The organism is Clostridium sp., assembly GCF_032552055.1.
Taxonomy (GTDB): Bacteria; Bacillota; Clostridia; order Clostridiales; family Clostridiaceae; genus Clostridium.
Genome location: NZ_JAWGSV010000002.1, coordinates 1 through 17,271, shown reverse-complemented (window position 1 = coordinate 17,271; position 17,271 = coordinate 1). Strand labels below are relative to the sequence as shown.

Here is a 17,271-nt window from a genome sequence, read left to right as displayed (position 1 = left end):
TATATAATTTCATCCACTCACCTAATGTCATGGTCACAAGTCATTCTGACCTATCTTTTCTATGGAATACTGCTCCTAGTTCACTATCTTTTTTATCTGCCTTAGCTTGGCTTATAGCATCATATATATTAAGTCTTTCTACCCTCTTACATTCAATGTGTATTCCAGGTAATCCAACTACATCAGCATCACCATTAGCACCACAATACTGTTGTCCTCGCCTTGTTTCATATCCATACTCCCTTAGCTTAGAAGATAATTCTCTTTCTCCTCTAGCACCTTTTTGTTTACTATTAGTCACCTAATCACCTCTCTTAGACCTTTATCTAACATATATAGTAATAGGTCTATATCCTAATCTTTCTAACCTTCTTATCTCAATTACAAAATCATCATATTTTTGATAATTATCATGGTTGCAGTTCTTTCCGTATAAGGGAAAGTTATAACCATTATTTATAGCTTCTTCTAATGTATATCTCTCACACTTATTGATATCTCCTGTATATCCTCCGAAACTTCTTTTCTCCTTATCTTCTGTTTTTTGTCCCCAAAACAATAAACCTCCATATATACTCTTATGCCTATTACACACAATTACATAATTCCTATCCATCTACTCACCTTCTTTATTGAAATTGACTATTATATGAGAATAGGAATATATAACTATGTTGGATTTACTCCTATTCTCCTTATATTAAATTCTTACCCCATCTTTGATTCTAAATAGAGTTGTCTATCTAAATATGATTTAAAAACCCACTTTCCAATATCACTTGATTCAAAATCACAATCATTTGTATCATAGTAATATCTTCCGTTATCCAACTCGATTTTATAAACTTTACTCTCAAAAAATCTATAATCTTCATCTATCATATAAGCAGTATCACCAAGTTGAAATTCTTGTGTTTCATCATCTTCTTTTAAGTATTTTGTTCTAACTTTAACTCTTTTATTGCAATATACTGGGTAAGGACATATATCTTTTAATGTTTTCTTTATTATCCTTTCCCAAAGATTTTCCATAGATGTCATAGCACTTCTGCTGCTTATATTTGCTTGTATAGATTCTAACTCTTCTTTATCAATAATATCTGCTTCTATTTCACATACTAATTTTACTTTCATTCCCTACCTCCTAACTATTCTTAAACTCTACCTTTAACCACGCTAACTGACTTCTAAGTATGTCTAGTTCCTTTTCGTTATACCTTAAGCTATCTCTACATACTGTATAATTAACATCTGCTATATCTCTTTCTAGTCTTAAATGTGCTACTTCTTCATTCCCTCTAGCCATATCTGGTATTATTGTTACTCTATATCCTTCTAGCTTCAATCTAGCCATTTCTTTTTGTAATGCTACTCTATATCTTTCTTCTGCAGCAGCTTTCTTTAATCCTAAAGATTTATATTCTATATTCCCTTTCTGCATTGCCATTAAACATTGATTCATTTTATTTATTATCTGTTGTGGATTCATTCTTTACCTTCCTCTACAATCAATCTACCACCCATACATTGCCTTATAACTTCTTCCCTAACATATCTATCCTTCTGTAAACTTAATGTCTTTAAGAGCCTGTCTAGTGCCTTATCTGATATCTGTAATACTTCGTTTATTTCTTCTTTAGTTAAATAAGCTTTATCAAAGAGCATTTCTAATTTATTTTGAAACTCTAGCTTAAGTTTTCTATTGGCTGTTGCTCCTTTACTTCCATGAGGTCCATTAGTTCCTCTATGATCCTTGCCGCAAAGATAGGTATGATTTAATTTACAATGTTCTAATGCCTTTACTTCGCTTCGAAATATAATATGATGAAGCTCTACTCCATAGCTTGTCCCACATTCTCTGCAGAAGTGTATTTCTCTAGTCATTTATATACCACTTACCTTTTATCTCATAGAAGTTTAGTGAGTTCCCTGCAAAAATCCATTCACCTAAGCGATTATTTGTTTTATAGATATCTCCTATTTTCTTATACTTACCAAGACTTTCAACACTTTCTATTTCCTTGCCTTCTTCTAACGCTTTAAATGCTTCTTCAAAAGTATATTCTTTCCTTTGTAGTTTGAATTTATAATCATCTATAAATAGAAAACAATCACTTTTACAACCATCTTTATTCCATATGCTTATATTGCTATTTATACATTTTATAATTCTACATTCCCCTTCCCAAACTTCACCTTCTTTTATATTTGCTATAACCTCTTTAAATGTTAATTCTTTCATACTTAATCCTCCTTAACAGTTATTTTCTTTCCAGTTAATATCTTTAACATTTCTAAAAACTTACTCTCTATAATATCTTTACTAAGTTTATTCTTAGCTGTTATTACTATTTCAGTTTCAAATTCTTCTATAATTGAATTTTCAAACCATGTCTTATAACTATTCTCTGTTACATTTTCATATATAAATTTATGTCTTGGAGTTGGAAAGGAAATGGAAGGAAGTACAGTTATATTTTCTTTTCCTTCTTTCATTTCTTCCCCTTCTTTAATTTCTTTAACTTCTTTAATTTCTTTAACTTCTTTAATTTCTTTAACTTCTTTAATTTCTTCTTTTGTGTACCCTTCGTTGTTCTTTTGATGTTCCTTTGATGTCCCTTTGATGTACCCTTCGTTGTTCCTTTGATGTTCTTTTGATGTGCTTTTCGTTGTCCCTTCATCTTGGTAAAACCTATAGTTTTCAATGGTTAGCATTGTACCCTTTGTTGTACCTTTTTTGATTAACATTTTTTCATTTTCTAATAATTTTAAGAACTCTCTTGTCTTTTTTCTGGACCAACTCCAACGCTCTGATAATTTCAATTCCGAGGTGTAATAACTCCCTCTTGGAACTGTTACAACATCATTTCCTATTAATAATTTTTCATCTTTCCATCTAGCTAATTGGATAAGGTCCACAAATGCTCTAAACTTTTCTGCATCTTGGAATATCCAATGGTCAAAGATGTTTCTATCTAATTTTATAAATCCTTTAGATTCCTTATCCATTTCTAACCCCCTTGTAAGGATTATTTAACCTTTCCTTTACTATGAACCTTATAAACATATCCTTTATCCTTTAAGAACTTACTTAAAGCTTGTATAGCTTCAATATTATGCTCCACATGAACATCTACATAAAATAATGATTCATCTTCCTTAATCTCTTTTACTATTGGTATTTTAGGATTTAAATCTACAGGTAATTCTATTTCTTGCTTAGGTTCTTCTTTAGGTTGCTCTGCCTTTCTAACTAGATCTGCTCTATCATTTATTTCTCTAACTATTCTTGCTATATCCCATCCAAACTCTATATACTTCTCAAAGTCTTTATACTCTAAAGGAGTTTTTAGAGATTTATTTACTCCTTCTAATGTAGTTTCTATAGTAGCTTTTAACATTTCTGCTTTAGCCTTATCTGAATTTTGTTGTTGTTTTAATGCTGCAGCTCTTTGCTCTATATCTTCAACAACACTTTTTGCACTAGCTGAAAGATTTAAATATTTATCTAATACAGTTAATTGCTCTGAATATTTTTTCTCTAACCCTAATGTAATTACTATGTTAGCTATTATTTCTTGTGCTTTTAATCTTTTTTCTTCTTTCTTCTTATTATCAAATTCAACAATTCCTAACTTAATAGGCTTTTCAACTTCTTCTATAAGTCCTATAAGCTCTTTACATTGCCCTTCAAAGTCCTTAATAGGTTTCTCCATTTCTTTCTTAACATCTTTTCTATAAGTATCTAACTTGTTTCTAAGTCCTGCTAAATCCTTTTGAGTAGCCTTACAATCTTTTAAACTTTCTTCTGTAACAACTAACCCTTTATAATTCTCCATATTTTCTACTAAGTTAGATTTAACTTCATCAAAATTTATAGTTATAACTGGTAATTGTTTATTTACTTGTATATCCATTTATATTCCCCCTAAAATTCAAAGTTTTCTTGTTGAGATTCTTCTTGTCTTTTTAATTCTTCTTGTTGCTTAGCTAGTTCTTCTTTTTGCTTTCTAGCTTTTTCAGCATCTATTTTCTTCTTAAGATCACTCTTCTTTTTCTCTAAAAGCTTTAATAGCTCTGGATAGTCTTTCTTTTTAACATCTTCTACTTTAGAAACTCCTGCATATCTTAAGAAACTTGTTATTTCTGTTTCAGTTTCTTCTATAAGTTTCTTCATCAAATTAGCGTGAACTGTTCCTATTTTTTCTTCTCCCTCTATTTTATCTTGGTCCGGTTCAACTTCTTCTACTAAATCTGTTTCTGCTATTTCAAAAGCCATCATATATAAATATCTTCTTGCATAGGTCTGTGTTGCTCCTATTTGCTGTATAGCTGAACCTTTCATTATTACAGCTAGCTCTATAGGTGTTTCAAATAATATTGATACTTCTGGATTATCACTATCAATAACAGTTAAAGAAGCTTTTTCTTTTTCAAATTTGAATATAGGTGTTAATCCATATTTATTACATGAAGAATTTATTGTTGGAAGGAAATCACCTAGTTCAAAATATCCAAAATTCGCATAACCTTTCCCAGACTTCGTTATTCCTACTGATTGAACTTCAATTCTACATCTTTGTAACTTTTGATATATATTAAGTGGTTTTTCATTTACCTTTAATTGTTCTTCTAATTCCTTAATCTTTGCTTTTAATTCCTTAACTTCTTCTGCCATTTACTTATCCTCCTCAGTATCAAAATATAATCTATCGTCCATGCCATCATATCTAATGTTAGATATATACCAATCTTGGTCATTAGAATCGTAAAGCTTAAAGCCTTCTTCATTCAGTATGTTTATAATACTTACCAATATTTTCAATAACACTTTAAATGCTTTCATACTTCATCTAACCCCCTTATGGTTTGTCCATCTTCTCTATAAACTCCATGGTTGTCTATTTCTAATTTATCTGTTAAAATATCATTAAGAATTTTTTCGTTATCGCCTTCATCTGTTTGGTCGCAATGAAGGTGATTTTTTTTATATTGTTCTGCAACTAATCTGGTAACTGCTTTTACATCTAATTGATTAGTCATATCTTCTTTAACTTTTTCAATTTCTCTTGCTAATTCTAAAGCTTTATCCCTTTCAAAAAGTTCTCGCATAATTTTACCCATGGTCTTTTACTCCTTTCTAACTTAATTCCATTACTATTTTGTAATAGTATTACATCCATACACCCACCTCCTTAGTTTTATTAATTGTTTCGTAAATATAGCCTTATCCTTAGTTAAGTATCTTGTAATAGCCATAAGACTTAATATTATTAATAGGTATATTCCTATTCCAGAACTTATCTTAAGTAAAGCTAGAGCGTATATTTTAGCTACATACAACATCTTAAGAACCTTCTGTATATTCAAGTTCTGTAACTTTTACTGGATTAAGTAATTCATATATTTTAGTCATACTCATATTTATATAAGCTCTATTTTTATCAATCCAAAAATCTTCTGTTTCCCCTTCATCTGGAGCATACAAATCTATCTCTAAATCTATTTCTCTATTATCAAATGTGTGTATCTTTGCATAAGTAAAATCTACGAAATCTACTGCAACTTCACCATTTACTATAGGTAATAACCCTAAATAAATATCATCTGATATAAACTCAACCCTTCTTATATCCTTTATATTAATAACTGTGTCATGAACTTCTAAAAATCTTTCCATATTAAATTACCTCCTCAAAATCTACTTGATTATTTACCTGTACAATTTCATCCCTTAATACTGTAGGTAATATATAATTTTTAACTAACTCTCTAGCTTTACTTAATTGACTTCTCTTTATAGCTTCATATCTAGTAACTCCAAACTCTCTTTTAAGTTGATGCTGAATATCTGCATATACTCTTCCTCTTAAGGAATTATCTTTATAGGCAGCACTCTTATATCCACCTAGGTGTATTATTCCTATTTTCCTTACCAATGCTTGAAGTTCTTTACACTCGATATTAAATAGTGGACTATTACCTTTAAAATCATTAAAATCTTCCTTAAGTTCTGCAACTTCTTCTTTAACTTCCTTTGCATATCTAAATTGAAGTTCTAGAAGTTCTTCTGTAGATAGTTTCTTAACTACTTTCTTGGATCTAAAATAGTTATTAACTAATTCTCTTTGAACCTTCCATGCTAAATCATCTTGAAGTGACTTTACTAACATTAAGTAACCACTTTCTGTGACAAGAGTTATTCCTCTATTCGGAATTTCTAATCCACGAATTTCGTTGTTTTGACTTTTTCTTAAAACAAAGTAATCCTCACCTTCAATAAATCTTTGGCTTCCATCAGAATTCGATTTATTTTCTCTGAAATTTCTATCAGCAGTTCCTTCTACTCTTTCATGTAACATATCAATATCTTTAAATGTTACTACCCTTTGTCCATTAAATTCTTTTACTGATAAATCAGTGTTATTAATTTTCACAATTTTATTATTCATATAGCTTGTCCTCCTTAATTTTTGTTCTGTAAAGTTTCCAAAGATACAACATTGTCTAAGTCTGTAAAATCACTTCCACTTGCACTTGCTATGAATCTATCTAGTTCTACATTAGTAACTTTCATACTGCCTAGCTTCAATGCTTCTAAGTGCCCTTTTTTGATTAACTCATAAACATAATTAACATTTACTTTTAACCTTTCTGCTACATCTTTTACAGTCAATAAATAAAGTTCCACTCTAACCCCTCCTTGTATTTCCGTCATTTTTGAATATGTTTAAATCTATCTTTAGTTCTGTAGAAAGGGATAGTAATTTAGGTACACTTGGTAAATATCTTCCGCATTCAATATCTGATAAATAATTTCTTGATATTTCTACCTTAGAAGATAATTCTTGCTGCGTTAAGCCTTTATTTTCTCTTGCTTTTTTAATTTCTTTACCTATCTCTTTCGATATCATTGTTGTCATATTATCGCCTCCTCATGAATTAATTGTATTGTATATCCGTCATTTGTACAAGCTTTATATTCGTGTATTTCCGACCATATTGAACCAAATTAAAGGATTAGGATTATATTTCTCTCTCACGCTATTACATCCTTGTATTTCCGTCATTTTATGTATTGCATTTCCGACTTTTTAAATATATAATTAATTCATAAGTCGGTATTCCCGACTGTAGGAGGTTGTTATGAGTATTGGTGAAAGAATAAAAAGCTTGCGTAAGCAAAATAAACTTACTCAAGTAGAATTAGCTAAAAAATCAAATATTTCTCGTTCTTATCTTGCAGATATAGAAAATGACAGGTATAACCCAAGCCTAGAAACATTAAAAGCATTAAGTTATAGTTTAAATGTTAATCTAAGTGATATAGTATCTGAGAAAAATGAATCTAATACTAACTTAAATCAAAGGGATAAAAAATCTATAAATAATGATTTGAAAGAATTAATTGATGAGTTTAGATCTGGTACAGATGGCACAGCTTATTACAATGGCCACGCATTAGATGAAAGTGACTTAGATTTAATAGAATCTGCTATGAAAATTGCTTTAGAGCAAATTAAGATTAAAAATAAAGAGAAGTACACACCAAAGAAATATAAAAAGTAGGTGAGCTTTTAAATGAATGATTATGTTAAAAGGGTAGTGATGAATTTAAAAAAGAAACATAATACTAATTGCCCTTATGAGTTAGCACAGCAATTAGATGTAGTTTTGATAATTGTACCACTAGGAAAACCATTGGGGATGTACAAATATATAAATAGGAGAAAGGTTATATGGTTAAACTCTTCAATGAATGAAGAAGAGAAAAGGTATGTATTAGCACATGAAATAGGTCACGCTATACTTCATCCTAAATCATCTTGTTTCTTCTCAAGTGTTAAAAATATAAATACATCAAAAAAAGAATATGAAGCTAATCTATTCGCAGCTGAATTGCTATTAGAAGTAAATGAAGATGATATTGACTATATTAGTGGCTACTCCATCAACCAACTAGCTTCTTGCTACAATGTACCTACAGAACTAGTTGAACTTAAGTTTAAAACAACAGCCAACTTAAATTTTTTTAACTTTTAAAGAACATACATTCTTAAGGAGGTGTTTTTATGAATGGAAGTATAAGAAAAAGAGGAAGCAAATGGTACTACAGATACTATGAATATGAAAATGGAGTTAGAAAGCAAATTGAAAGAATTGGCGGAAGCACCAAATCAGAAGCATTAAAAAAATTGAATCAAGAACTTAATAGGATTTATGCAGGAATAGCAAGACCAGAAGAAATTCTTTTATGTGATTACCTTCATGATTGGTTAGAAGATTATATAAAGGATGAAAAATCAGATAATACTTATTATAAATATAAATGTGCTGTTGAAACTAAAATTAATAAATCTATTGGCAATATAAGATTATGTGACTTAAAGCCTATACACATTGAAAAGTACATTAAATTTCTAAAGGGATTAAAATTAAGTAAGACATCTATTCAATTTAACTTTGGGGTCTTAAATACTGCTCTTAATAAAGCTTTAAAGTTACAAATGATTATTAATAATCCATGCAATTATGTAGATACCCCTAAAAGAGAAAAATATAAGGCAAATATTTTAACACTAGATGAATTTAAATTAATATATAATTCTCTTAATGAAAATATCTATGAAGATTATATAATGAGATTAGCTTTAGATACAGCTTTAGAGCTTGGAATTAGACGTGGTGAAATGTGTGGAATATGTACAGATGTAATAGACTTTGATTCTAATAAAATTAAAATAGATAAAGCATTTATTAGAGTAGAAAATAAATATGTTATATCCAGATTAAAAACAGAAGGTTCTTATAGAGAACTTCCTATAAGTAATACCTTATGTGAGAAATACAAAAATCATATTAAATTACAACAAAAAAACAAACTTAAATATGGTCCTTTTTACGAAAAAAATACTTTTAATAATCAAGATTACAGTTTGATTTTTACATGGGAAAATGGTAAAGCTATTACCCCAAGTAATTTTTTGCAACGATTAAAAAGATTGTGTAAATCACATGGTATAAATAAGAATATCCGTTGGCATGATCTAAGACATACTAATGCAACATTACTTTTAGAAGGTGGCGTTGATATGAAAACATTGCAAGAGAGATTAGGTCACTCCTTAATGCAAACCACCTCTGACATTTACAGTCATGTTACAGATAAAATGAATAAACATGCAACGGATGTTATTTCTAATATAATGGATAATATTTTATAAGGGCAAAATAAGGGCAAATAATAAACCAACCACCCTTAAACCCTTATAAATACTTGGTACGAGATAAGCCGTAAGCGGAGTTCTGTATTAAGCAATCATCTATCTAGGCCCATTGTTGCCAATGGGCTCAAGCGGTACACCCGGAAACGGAGCGGGCTACCCCATTATGTTTCCCTATTCGACCTTGCTCCAGGTGGGGTTTACATAGCCATCATGTCACCATGATGCTGGTGAGCTCTTACCTCGCCTTTCCACCCTTACCTAAGTTACTAGCAAAACTAAAAATCTTGTTAGTAATTAACCTTAGGCGGTATCTCTCTGTTGCACTTTCCTTCAAGTCGCCTTGACTGGACGTTATCCAGCACCCTGCCCTATGGAGCTCCGACTTTCCTCTCCTAGATCTAGTCTAGCAGCGATTGCATGTCTTACTCGCAAAATTTATATTACCATAACTTTATTAATAATACAAATGAATTTTTTGTAAGTCTACACAAATTGTAGTATTATTACTAGCATAATTAAAATAACCCAAGAGTAAAATCCAATCCCTGAAAATAAAAGAGTTATTGCTATAAGTACAAAAATACATATCCTTGCAGCTGGATTACAACAATTTCTTATAACAGGAACTCTTTTGGAAAGGCTTTTGCCTATACCTTCAAAAATATCTTTTACTCCATCTTGAAAGACTTTCCCCCAAGATCCACCTTTTCTTTTGGAATAATAGGATTTTCCCATAGCTTCAACTCCTATAATACTATATCTTTCAATTAGTAATCTACATTTTAAGTCTTATAAAATTATAAGTACAAAAATAATTTTTAAGTAAATTCCATTAATTGAAATCATATAGTTTAATTTTTATATAAGTTGAGCATAATTTTCTAACTGATATATTTCAAATAAGAAATATATCTTAATAAAATAAGAAACCTTATTCCAACTTATATCTTATTATTACTTTATGCTAAGGGAGAAAAATTGTGTAAGGCCTTCTAATTTAAGCATAAGTATATGGGTCTTTACTATTTTCAGATACTAGTATTTCTAAATCTTTTAATTTATCTTTAATCTTATTTATTACTTCTAAAAATACTATCCACTCAGAAGGGAAATGACCTGTATCAATTATAGATAGGCCCATTTCCTTATAGTCTGAAGCATAATGATAAGTAGTATCTCCTGTAATAACACAATCTACGCCTCTTCTATAAGCTATATCTAAAAAGCTACTTCCACTTCCATTTATAACGGCTATATTTTTAACCTTATCTGAAGCTCTAACTAATTTCACATTACTTATATTAAGTTTTTTCTTAACATCATTTACAAACTCATCTAAGAAAATAGACTCTTCTAACCTAATTATTCTTCCAAGTCCCTCATTAGAATTTCTTGCATTTTTATTTAACTCTATAAGTTCTTCAGAATCATATCCTAAAATATTTACTATAGTCTCATTTAGCCCTTCTTTTGCTGAGTCCAAGTTAGTATGACTAGAATAAAGATTAATATTATTCTTTATTAATTTAATTATTTTTTTACCTGTTAATGTATCAGTAGTTATACTGCTTGGCTTTTTAAATAGTAAGGGGTGATGAGTAATTATTAAATCAACCTTTTTTTCTTTAGCCTCTTCTATTACATCTAATGTACAATCTAATGCTAAAAGAACTCTTTTTACCTCAGACTCCTTATCTCCAACCATTAAGCCAACATTATCAAAATCCTCTTTTAAATTTAATGGAGCAAAATCCTCCATTACCTCAATAATTTCTTTTACCTTCTTCATCTTCCTGCCTCCTTAACAACCTAAATTATCTTTTAAAGTTATATTTCCATTATATATATGTTTCAACAAACAATCTACATTTTGATGACTTATGCTACTTTAATTAACTTATTAAAATGTAAAATTTTCATTTCACCTTATATGCTAATAAAATGCAGCTATCGCACTAAAGATCTTGTTAATTTTTTTCTTTAGATAGATAACATCCAAAAAAATTCTAAACTTTAAATCTTATATTATGCAATAGCCACATCTTATATTAAACATATGTAATTTTTTATTTTAAAAATGGTTAATCATATTATCTATAATGCTTATTTTCTCAATAACACCATTTCTTCTTTCTTTTGCATTAATAGTGCTTTCTGTAATAAGCCCTAATATTTTTTCATATTCTTTCTTTTTAGAAATTAAATATTCTTTCATTAAAGGCTCTTTTTTCATTAAAAGTCTTGGACTAAATTCATAGTATATTGGATCTAATGCCATAGATTCTCCAGACTTCTTTCTTACCTTAAATAATTCATAATAAATTCCTTCTTCTTCACAAAGTAATTCATCTATTATTTCATAATCATTAGTATATAAATATTCTCTTAAAACTTCTGGATTTTGAGCCGGTAGTAATAATAAATAATTTAACTCAGTTACCTTATCTATGTTTTCTTCTAATAAACCTTTTATTAGATTTCCACCCATTCCTGCAATAATAACTGTTTCAACTTCTCCTACTTCAAGTGGATCAAGTCCACTTCCAAGTCTAAATTCTAGTTCATCTCCAACACCTTCTAAGATAGCATTTAATCTTGCCTTACCTAAAGGTTCCTTATTTATATCTATTGCTATAGCCTTACTGCATAAACCATTTTTTATTGCGTATAAAGGTACATAACCATGATCTGTTCCTATATCTGCTAAAACAGTTGTGTTTTCATCTAAATTATCTATTATAAAACTTAATCTTTTGCTTAGTTGCATAAATTTCCTTCTCCTTGCTAAAATTAAAATTAGCACCAATAGGTGCTAATCTAAGTAATCCTTTAGTTTTTTACTTCTTGATGGATGTCTTAACTTTCTTAAAGCTTTTGCTTCTATTTGTCTAATTCTTTCTCTAGTTACGTTAAATTCCTTACCAACTTCTTCTAGAGTTCTTGCTCTACCATCATCTAATCCAAATCTAAGTCTTAATACCTTTTCTTCTCTTGGAGTTAAAGTATCTAAAACATTAATTAATTGTTCCTTAAGCATTGTAAATGCTGCTGCTTCTGCTGGTGCTAAAGCGTCATCATCAGGAATGAAATCTCCTAAGTGTGAATCTTCTTCTTCACCTATTGGAGTTTCTAGGGATACTGGTTCTTGAGCAATTTTTTGAATTTCTCTAACCTTATCTACTGGTAAATCCATAACCTTAGAAATTTCTTCTGGGAATGGATCTCTTCCAAGTTCTTGTAATAATTGTCTTTGAACTCTGATAAGCTTATTAATAGTTTCAACCATGTGAACTGGAATTCTTATAGTTCTTGCTTGGTCTGCAATAGCTCTAGTAATTGCTTGCCTTATCCACCATGTTGCATAAGTAGAAAACTTAAAGCCTTTTCTGTAATCAAACTTTTCAACAGCCTTGATAAGTCCAAGATTTCCTTCTTGAATAAGGTCAAGGAATAACATACCTCTTCCTACATATCTTTTTGCAATACTAACTACAAGTCTAAGGTTTGCTTCAGCAAGCTTTTTCTTAGCTCTTTGATCACCATTTTCAATTCTATTAGCAAGTTCTATTTCTTCTTCTGAAGATAATAGTGGTACCTTACCTATTTCTTTTAAATACATTCTTACTGGATCGTCTATTGCAATACCTTCTGGAATTGTTAAATCTATTTCTTCTTCGACTTCTTCTGCACCACTTGGTTCACCAATTACTTCTATACCCATTGATTCTAGAACTTCATAAATTTTTTCAATTTGTTCTGGACTTAAATCAATGTTCTCTATCTCATCCATTATTTCTTTATATGTTAAAGTACCGCTTTTCTTCCCTTTATCTAGCAGATTCTTTACAATATTCATCTTGTTATTTCTATCATCATTATCTTTTTTAACCTGCTTAGCTTTTGTTTTTTCATCTAACATGTTTTTACCTCCTTCCGTTATTGCCAACTGCATCTACACCTCTCTTTAGCTATTCATTAGCTTATTTAGCTCAATTGCAATTTGTATAGACTCTTCAATCTTCCCTTGTGCCTCTAAAGCTTTTTGCTTTTGCTTTAATTCTTTTTTACGTGTATTCAATTTATAATTATTAATCTGTCTAACTAAATCCTCTATAAGCTTTTTATTATCTTTTCCTGTTAAAACTTCTTGATCTTTAATTTTTACAATTTCTTCAATAGTTTTAATTTCAGTACACCTTGTTTCTAAAAAAGTGATTATATTATTTATGTTTCCCTTTTTAGCTTCTTTAATAATAGAAAAAATCTCTTTATGTTCTGGAAGAATTAACTCTTCTTGGTTTATTAGTTTGTTAATGAAATCAAAATATTCATCTTCTAGAGATAATTTTAATAGAGCTCTTTCTGCCTTAAGAAATGCAGGCTCCTTATATAATTTTGTTCCATTTTCTTCCTTATTATTCATAAATTCTTGATTTTTAATATTTTTTGTCATTTCATTTGATAGTAAGTCATATAAAGCCTGTTCTCTTATACCTGTATTTTCTGATATCTTTTTAATATAGATATCCTTTTCGATAGGATTTACCTTTGCCAATATTTCTGTAACCTTTTTACCATATCTTATCAAGTCATTACTGTCTTTAAAGTTTATATTTTCACCAGCTTTTTTAATTCTGTAATCTACCAGGCCTTCTGCATCATTAATTAGCTTAATAAAGGCTTCTTTTCCATTACTTCTTACATATTCATCTGGGTCTTTTCCTTGAGGAATACTTAAAACTCTAACGTCAAAACCTGCGTTTTTTAATATTTCTAACCCTCTCATAGTAGCTGTTTGCCCCGCTACATCAGCATCATAAGAAATGATTACTTTATCAGCATACCTTTTTAATAATCTTGCTTGATTTTCTGTTAATGCAGTACCTAATGAGGCTACAACATTTGTAATTCCATATTGATGCAAGGTTATTAAATCCATATATCCTTCTACCATAATAAAGTATCTTTCCTGCATATTACTTTTTATTGCAAAGTTTAGGCCATATAAATTAGTACCTTTTTGGAAAACTAAAGTTTCAGGAGAATTTAAATATTTCGGCTTAGAATCATCTAAGACTCTCCCACCAAAGCCTATTACCTTCCCCCTATAATCAAAAACTGGAAACATTACTCTATTTCTAAATCTATCATAATTATTGCCAGTCTTTTCTGAAGTAAGTACTAATCCAGCTTCTAATAAGATTTCATCCTTATATCCAAGCTTTCTTAAATGAAATAATAAATTATTCCAGCTGTCCTTTGCATATCCTAATCCAAACTTTTTAATAGTTTCTTCTCTTATGCCCCTATTTAGAAAATATTCTTTTGCAATTTTATTAGCTCTTAAGTTAGAATAAAAAAACCTACCTGCTTCTACATTTACTTTATATAATAATTCTTTTTTTCTTGCAGTGGGATTTACTCTAGCTTCTTCTTGAAGAACAATGTTAGATCTATCAGCTAAAAATTTGATTGCATCCATGAAAGGCATATGTTTGTTTTTCATAACAAAAGTAATTACATTCCCAGATTCGCCGCATCCAAAACATTTATAAATCTGCTTTTCTTGTGAAACAGAAAAGGATGGGGATTTTTCATTATGGAATGGACATAATCCTGAAAAGCTTCTTCCAGACTTTTTAAGTCTAACTGACTCAGAGATTACATCTACAATGTCATTTGCTTCTTTAATTTTTTCTAGAATCTCTTCAGAAATCTGCAAGGAGATTCACCTCCTTACTTATATTTTTGGTCAACCTATAATAATTTCGACATTTTTTATTAAAATCCTTCTTTATTTGAAAATTTTTATAGGTTTTTATTAAATCTTCTTTATTTATATTCTTTATCAATATTAAATTTCCTCTATTTTTTTCAACTTTGTTTATTTTATTTTTAATAAATTACAAGTTTAGGAACGAATAAATTGTTAAACATATTTAAACAATAATCATCACTCATCCCAGAAACATAGTCAGCTACAGCTCTTTTTAAGCCTTCTTTCTTAGCTATCTTTTTGTAAATATCAGGTAATTCATTTTCATGATTATAATAATAATTTAAGATATTTTCTAACACAAATTTTGCTTTATTCCTCTCTACTCTTAGAATATCTCCTAAATATACATTTTTAAACATAAACCTTCTAAGTTCCGTCATAGCTTCCCATACTTCTTTACTAAATTCAATATCAAATATTCCTTTTTCTAAAGCTACTGTTGTATTTTTAACTACATCAGTTACTAAAGTTTCAATTCTTTCAGAATGGGTTTTCCCTAAGACCTTTATTACTTCTTTAGGTAAATCATCTACTCTTAAAAGTCCAGCTCTTATAGAGTCATCTATATCATGATTTAAATAAGCTATCTTATCACTTACTTTAACTACTCTACCTTCTAAAGTTTTAGCTTTATTATTACTATTATTGCTTAAGCCACTGTGATGTAGGATTCCATCTATTACTTCTTCCGTTAGGTTTAGTCCTCTTCCTTCTCTTTCAAGTTTTTCAACTACTCTAACGCTTTGTTCATTATGCCTAAAACCTTCATCTAAAAATTCATTAATTACTTCCTCACCATTATGAGCAAAAGCTGCATGACCTAAATCATGACCTAATGATATTGCTTCAATTAATGATTCATTAATCCCTATTCCTATACCTATAGTTCTTGCTATTTGAGATACTTCTAATGTATGAGTAAGTCTTGTTCTATAGTGGTCTCCAAAAGTTTTAATATACACTTGAGTTTTATGCTTTAAACGTCTAAAAGATTTACAATGAATTATTCTATCTCTATCAACCATGAAGCAAGTTCTAAAGGAATCCTTTTCTTCCTCTTCTTTTCTTCCTAGACTTTCACTACTAAATGTTGCTTGAGGAAGCAATGTCAACCTCTCAAAACCCTCCATTTTTTCTCTTACATTCATCTATCTCACCTCTATATTACATATTCTATATTTTTCTCTATTTTCCTCTATTTAAACATATTTTATAATTTTATATTTAATACCAAGTATATTTTCTTTTTTTTACTAATATCTTAGTAATAAATAATAAAAAAGGAGATATACATGAGAAAGGTACCACCCTCTATAAAAGATGAGCTTCTTCCTATAGATGAAATTAAAAACAATATATTAACTTTATATAACTTAAAGAATGCTGCTGTATTTAGTATAAAATTTAAAGACACAGAAAAACAAAGAGCTGTCTATAGGATAGATGTTGATAATAAAAGTTTTTGCTTAAAAAAAGTTTACTATAATGAAGAGAATCTTTTGTATGTATATTCTGCTATGGAATGGTGCTATAGAAATAAAATTCTTGTTCCTAAGCTTTTACCAACTGTAGACGGAAACAGATATGTTAAATATAAGAATATGCTTTTTATTTTAACCCCTTGGCTTGATGGAGATAAATGTGATTTTGATAATATTAATCATGTGCTTCTATCATCTAAAACCTTAGGAAAGTTACATACAACCTCCAAAAATTTCAAACCTATATCAGGTAGTGCACAAAGGATTGGTCTTGAAAATTACAATGAGACTATAGGAAAACATTTTAACCAACTACTTCAAAGCATTAGTAATGCTCATAAATATGATGATAGATTTTCAAATCTAATATTAGATAATGTAGATGATAACTTAGAATTAGCTAAGATTTCTTATGAGATTTCTTCCTCTATAATAAGTGATGAATTATCTACATCTCTTTGCCATGGAGATTACGTAAATAAAAATATTATTGTACACGGTAGTAATGTAGCCTTAATAGATTTTGATAAGTGTAAATTTGATTATTCAGTAAAAGATATATCTTATTTTTTAAGAAGGTTATTAAAAAGGGATAATACTAACTGGCAAACTAATTTAACAATAAATATTTTAGATGCCTATATGGAAGAAAATGAACTTAGTCCATCAGATTTAAAGTTTATATTAACTTATATTGCTTTTCCTCAGAAATTTTGGAAACTCTCTAGAGACTATTATAAAAACATAAGAAAATGTAATAAAAACTCCTTTATTTCTCTTATGG

26 protein-coding genes and 1 other RNA gene are annotated in these 17,271 nt (G+C 29.3%); 4 read left to right on the top strand and 23 right to left on the bottom strand.

The genetic code is table 11. The features are described from left to right. Positions 1–40 precede the first annotated feature (40 nt). The 16 genes from E6248_RS00370 to E6248_RS00295 all read right to left on the bottom strand — a co-directional run bounded on the left by E6248_RS00370 (position 41) and on the right by E6248_RS00295 (position 6,923). Positions 41–301, bottom strand: coding sequence for a hypothetical protein (locus tag E6248_RS00370; RefSeq protein ID WP_316338865.1), 261 nt, complete (start codon positions 299–301; stop codon positions 41–43). Between the two features lie 21 nt (positions 302–322). Further along, positions 323–616, bottom strand: a complete 294-nt coding sequence (locus E6248_RS00365) for a hypothetical protein (RefSeq protein WP_316338864.1) — start codon at positions 614–616, stop codon at positions 323–325. Positions 617–708: 92 nt separating this feature from the next. Further along, entirely contained in the window at positions 709–1,134 is a 426-nt protein-coding gene (locus E6248_RS00360) for a hypothetical protein (RefSeq protein WP_316338863.1), read from the bottom strand. 10 nt (positions 1,135–1,144) lie between these two features. After that, the gene (locus tag E6248_RS00355) at positions 1,145–1,489 is read right to left on the bottom strand and encodes a hypothetical protein (protein WP_316338862.1); all 345 of its coding nucleotides are present in this window, start codon (positions 1,487–1,489) and stop codon (positions 1,145–1,147) included. Further along, complete coding sequence (locus tag E6248_RS00350; RefSeq protein ID WP_316338861.1) at positions 1,486–1,884, bottom strand: hypothetical protein; 399 nt, start codon at positions 1,882–1,884, stop codon at positions 1,486–1,488. The genes E6248_RS00355 and E6248_RS00350 overlap by 4 nt, the downstream gene beginning before the upstream one ends. Then, entirely contained in the window at positions 1,877–2,242 is a 366-nt protein-coding gene (locus E6248_RS00345) for a hypothetical protein (RefSeq protein WP_316338860.1), read from the bottom strand. Before E6248_RS00345 ends, E6248_RS00350 begins: the two co-directional genes overlap by 8 nt. A gap of 2 nt (positions 2,243–2,244) precedes the next feature. Further along, positions 2,245–3,009: a DnaA N-terminal domain-containing protein gene (locus E6248_RS00340; RefSeq protein WP_316338859.1), complete on the bottom strand. Its 765-nt coding sequence runs from the start codon at positions 3,007–3,009 to the stop codon at positions 2,245–2,247. Positions 3,010–3,029: 20 nt separating this feature from the next. Then, positions 3,030–3,917 (bottom strand): DUF1351 domain-containing protein, encoded by an 888-nt coding sequence (locus E6248_RS00335; protein WP_316338858.1) that lies wholly within the window; start codon positions 3,915–3,917, stop codon positions 3,030–3,032. Between the two features lie 11 nt (positions 3,918–3,928). Further along, positions 3,929–4,678 (bottom strand): ERF family protein, encoded by a 750-nt coding sequence (locus E6248_RS00330; RefSeq protein WP_316338857.1) that lies wholly within the window; start codon positions 4,676–4,678, stop codon positions 3,929–3,931. Beyond that, positions 4,679–4,846 carry a hypothetical protein gene (locus E6248_RS00325; RefSeq protein WP_316338856.1) on the bottom strand — a complete coding sequence of 56 codons (168 nt, stop codon included), beginning with the start codon at positions 4,844–4,846 and terminating at the stop codon, positions 4,679–4,681. It abuts the gene before it with no gap. Further along, positions 4,843–5,124 (bottom strand): hypothetical protein, encoded by a 282-nt coding sequence (locus tag E6248_RS00320; RefSeq protein ID WP_316338855.1) that lies wholly within the window; start codon positions 5,122–5,124, stop codon positions 4,843–4,845. Before E6248_RS00320 ends, E6248_RS00325 begins: the two co-directional genes overlap by 4 nt. A 33-nt stretch (positions 5,125–5,157) precedes the next feature. Further along, the gene (locus E6248_RS00315; protein WP_316338854.1) at positions 5,158–5,346 is read right to left on the bottom strand and encodes a hypothetical protein; all 189 of its coding nucleotides are present in this window, start codon (positions 5,344–5,346) and stop codon (positions 5,158–5,160) included. Between the two features lies 1 nt (position 5,347). Next, positions 5,348–5,680, bottom strand: a complete 333-nt coding sequence (locus E6248_RS00310; RefSeq protein WP_316338853.1) for a hypothetical protein — start codon at positions 5,678–5,680, stop codon at positions 5,348–5,350. Between the two features lies 1 nt (position 5,681). After that, the gene (locus E6248_RS00305) at positions 5,682–6,452 is read right to left on the bottom strand and encodes an ORF6C domain-containing protein (protein ID WP_316338852.1); all 771 of its coding nucleotides are present in this window, start codon (positions 6,450–6,452) and stop codon (positions 5,682–5,684) included. A 14-nt stretch (positions 6,453–6,466) separates the two neighbouring features. Continuing rightward, the gene (locus E6248_RS00300; RefSeq protein ID WP_316338851.1) at positions 6,467–6,691 is read right to left on the bottom strand and encodes a helix-turn-helix domain-containing protein; all 225 of its coding nucleotides are present in this window, start codon (positions 6,689–6,691) and stop codon (positions 6,467–6,469) included. Between the two features lies 1 nt (position 6,692). Continuing rightward, positions 6,693–6,923, bottom strand: a complete 231-nt coding sequence (locus E6248_RS00295) for a helix-turn-helix transcriptional regulator (RefSeq protein ID WP_316338850.1) — start codon at positions 6,921–6,923, stop codon at positions 6,693–6,695. Between the two features lie 223 nt (positions 6,924–7,146). Between E6248_RS00295 and E6248_RS00290 the strand changes: the two genes are divergently transcribed. Genes E6248_RS00290 through E6248_RS00280 form a run of 3 tightly spaced genes read left to right on the top strand, consistent with a single transcriptional unit; the run spans position 7,147 to position 9,224 of the window. Beyond that, positions 7,147–7,569: a helix-turn-helix transcriptional regulator gene (locus E6248_RS00290; protein WP_316338849.1), complete on the top strand. Its 423-nt coding sequence runs from the start codon at positions 7,147–7,149 to the stop codon at positions 7,567–7,569. A 12-nt stretch (positions 7,570–7,581) separates the two neighbouring features. Continuing rightward, positions 7,582–8,043 (top strand): ImmA/IrrE family metallo-endopeptidase, encoded by a 462-nt coding sequence (locus tag E6248_RS00285; RefSeq protein WP_316338848.1) that lies wholly within the window; start codon positions 7,582–7,584, stop codon positions 8,041–8,043. Between the two features lie 29 nt (positions 8,044–8,072). Continuing rightward, positions 8,073–9,224 (top strand): site-specific integrase, encoded by a 1,152-nt coding sequence (locus tag E6248_RS00280; RefSeq protein WP_316338847.1) that lies wholly within the window; start codon positions 8,073–8,075, stop codon positions 9,222–9,224. 55 nt (positions 9,225–9,279) lie between these two features. On the opposite strand, the gene rnpB is transcribed toward E6248_RS00280, so the two are convergent. The 7 genes from rnpB to E6248_RS00245 all read right to left on the bottom strand — a co-directional run bounded on the left by rnpB (position 9,280) and on the right by E6248_RS00245 (position 16,154). Beyond that, positions 9,280–9,656: RNase P RNA component class A (gene rnpB, locus E6248_RS00275), an RNA gene on the bottom strand. Positions 9,657–9,710: 54 nt separating this feature from the next. Next, positions 9,711–9,962: a hypothetical protein gene (locus tag E6248_RS00270; RefSeq protein WP_136003511.1), complete on the bottom strand. Its 252-nt coding sequence runs from the start codon at positions 9,960–9,962 to the stop codon at positions 9,711–9,713. 262 nt (positions 9,963–10,224) lie between these two features. Next, on the bottom strand, positions 10,225–11,016 hold the full coding sequence (locus tag E6248_RS00265) for a Nif3-like dinuclear metal center hexameric protein (protein WP_316338846.1): 792 nt from the start codon (positions 11,014–11,016) through the stop codon (positions 10,225–10,227). Positions 11,017–11,298: 282 nt separating this feature from the next. Next, positions 11,299–11,994, bottom strand: coding sequence for a class I SAM-dependent methyltransferase (locus E6248_RS00260; protein ID WP_316338845.1), 696 nt, complete (start codon positions 11,992–11,994; stop codon positions 11,299–11,301). Between the two features lie 45 nt (positions 11,995–12,039). After that, positions 12,040–13,146 carry an RNA polymerase sigma factor RpoD gene (gene rpoD / locus E6248_RS00255; RefSeq protein ID WP_316338844.1) on the bottom strand — a complete coding sequence of 369 codons (1,107 nt, stop codon included), beginning with the start codon at positions 13,144–13,146 and terminating at the stop codon, positions 12,040–12,042. A gap of 45 nt (positions 13,147–13,191) precedes the next feature. Then, positions 13,192–14,949 (bottom strand): DNA primase, encoded by a 1,758-nt coding sequence (dnaG, locus tag E6248_RS00250; RefSeq protein WP_316338843.1) that lies wholly within the window; start codon positions 14,947–14,949, stop codon positions 13,192–13,194. Positions 14,950–15,122: 173 nt separating this feature from the next. Further along, a complete protein-coding gene (locus E6248_RS00245) occupies positions 15,123–16,154 on the bottom strand; it encodes a deoxyguanosinetriphosphate triphosphohydrolase (protein WP_316338842.1) in 1,032 nt (343 codons plus the stop codon). 144 nt (positions 16,155–16,298) lie between these two features. On the opposite strand from E6248_RS00245, the gene E6248_RS00240 reads away from it, so the two are divergent. Beyond that, positions 16,299–17,271: CotS family spore coat protein (locus E6248_RS00240; RefSeq protein ID WP_316338841.1), on the top strand; the 973-nt coding region annotated here is incomplete at its 3' end.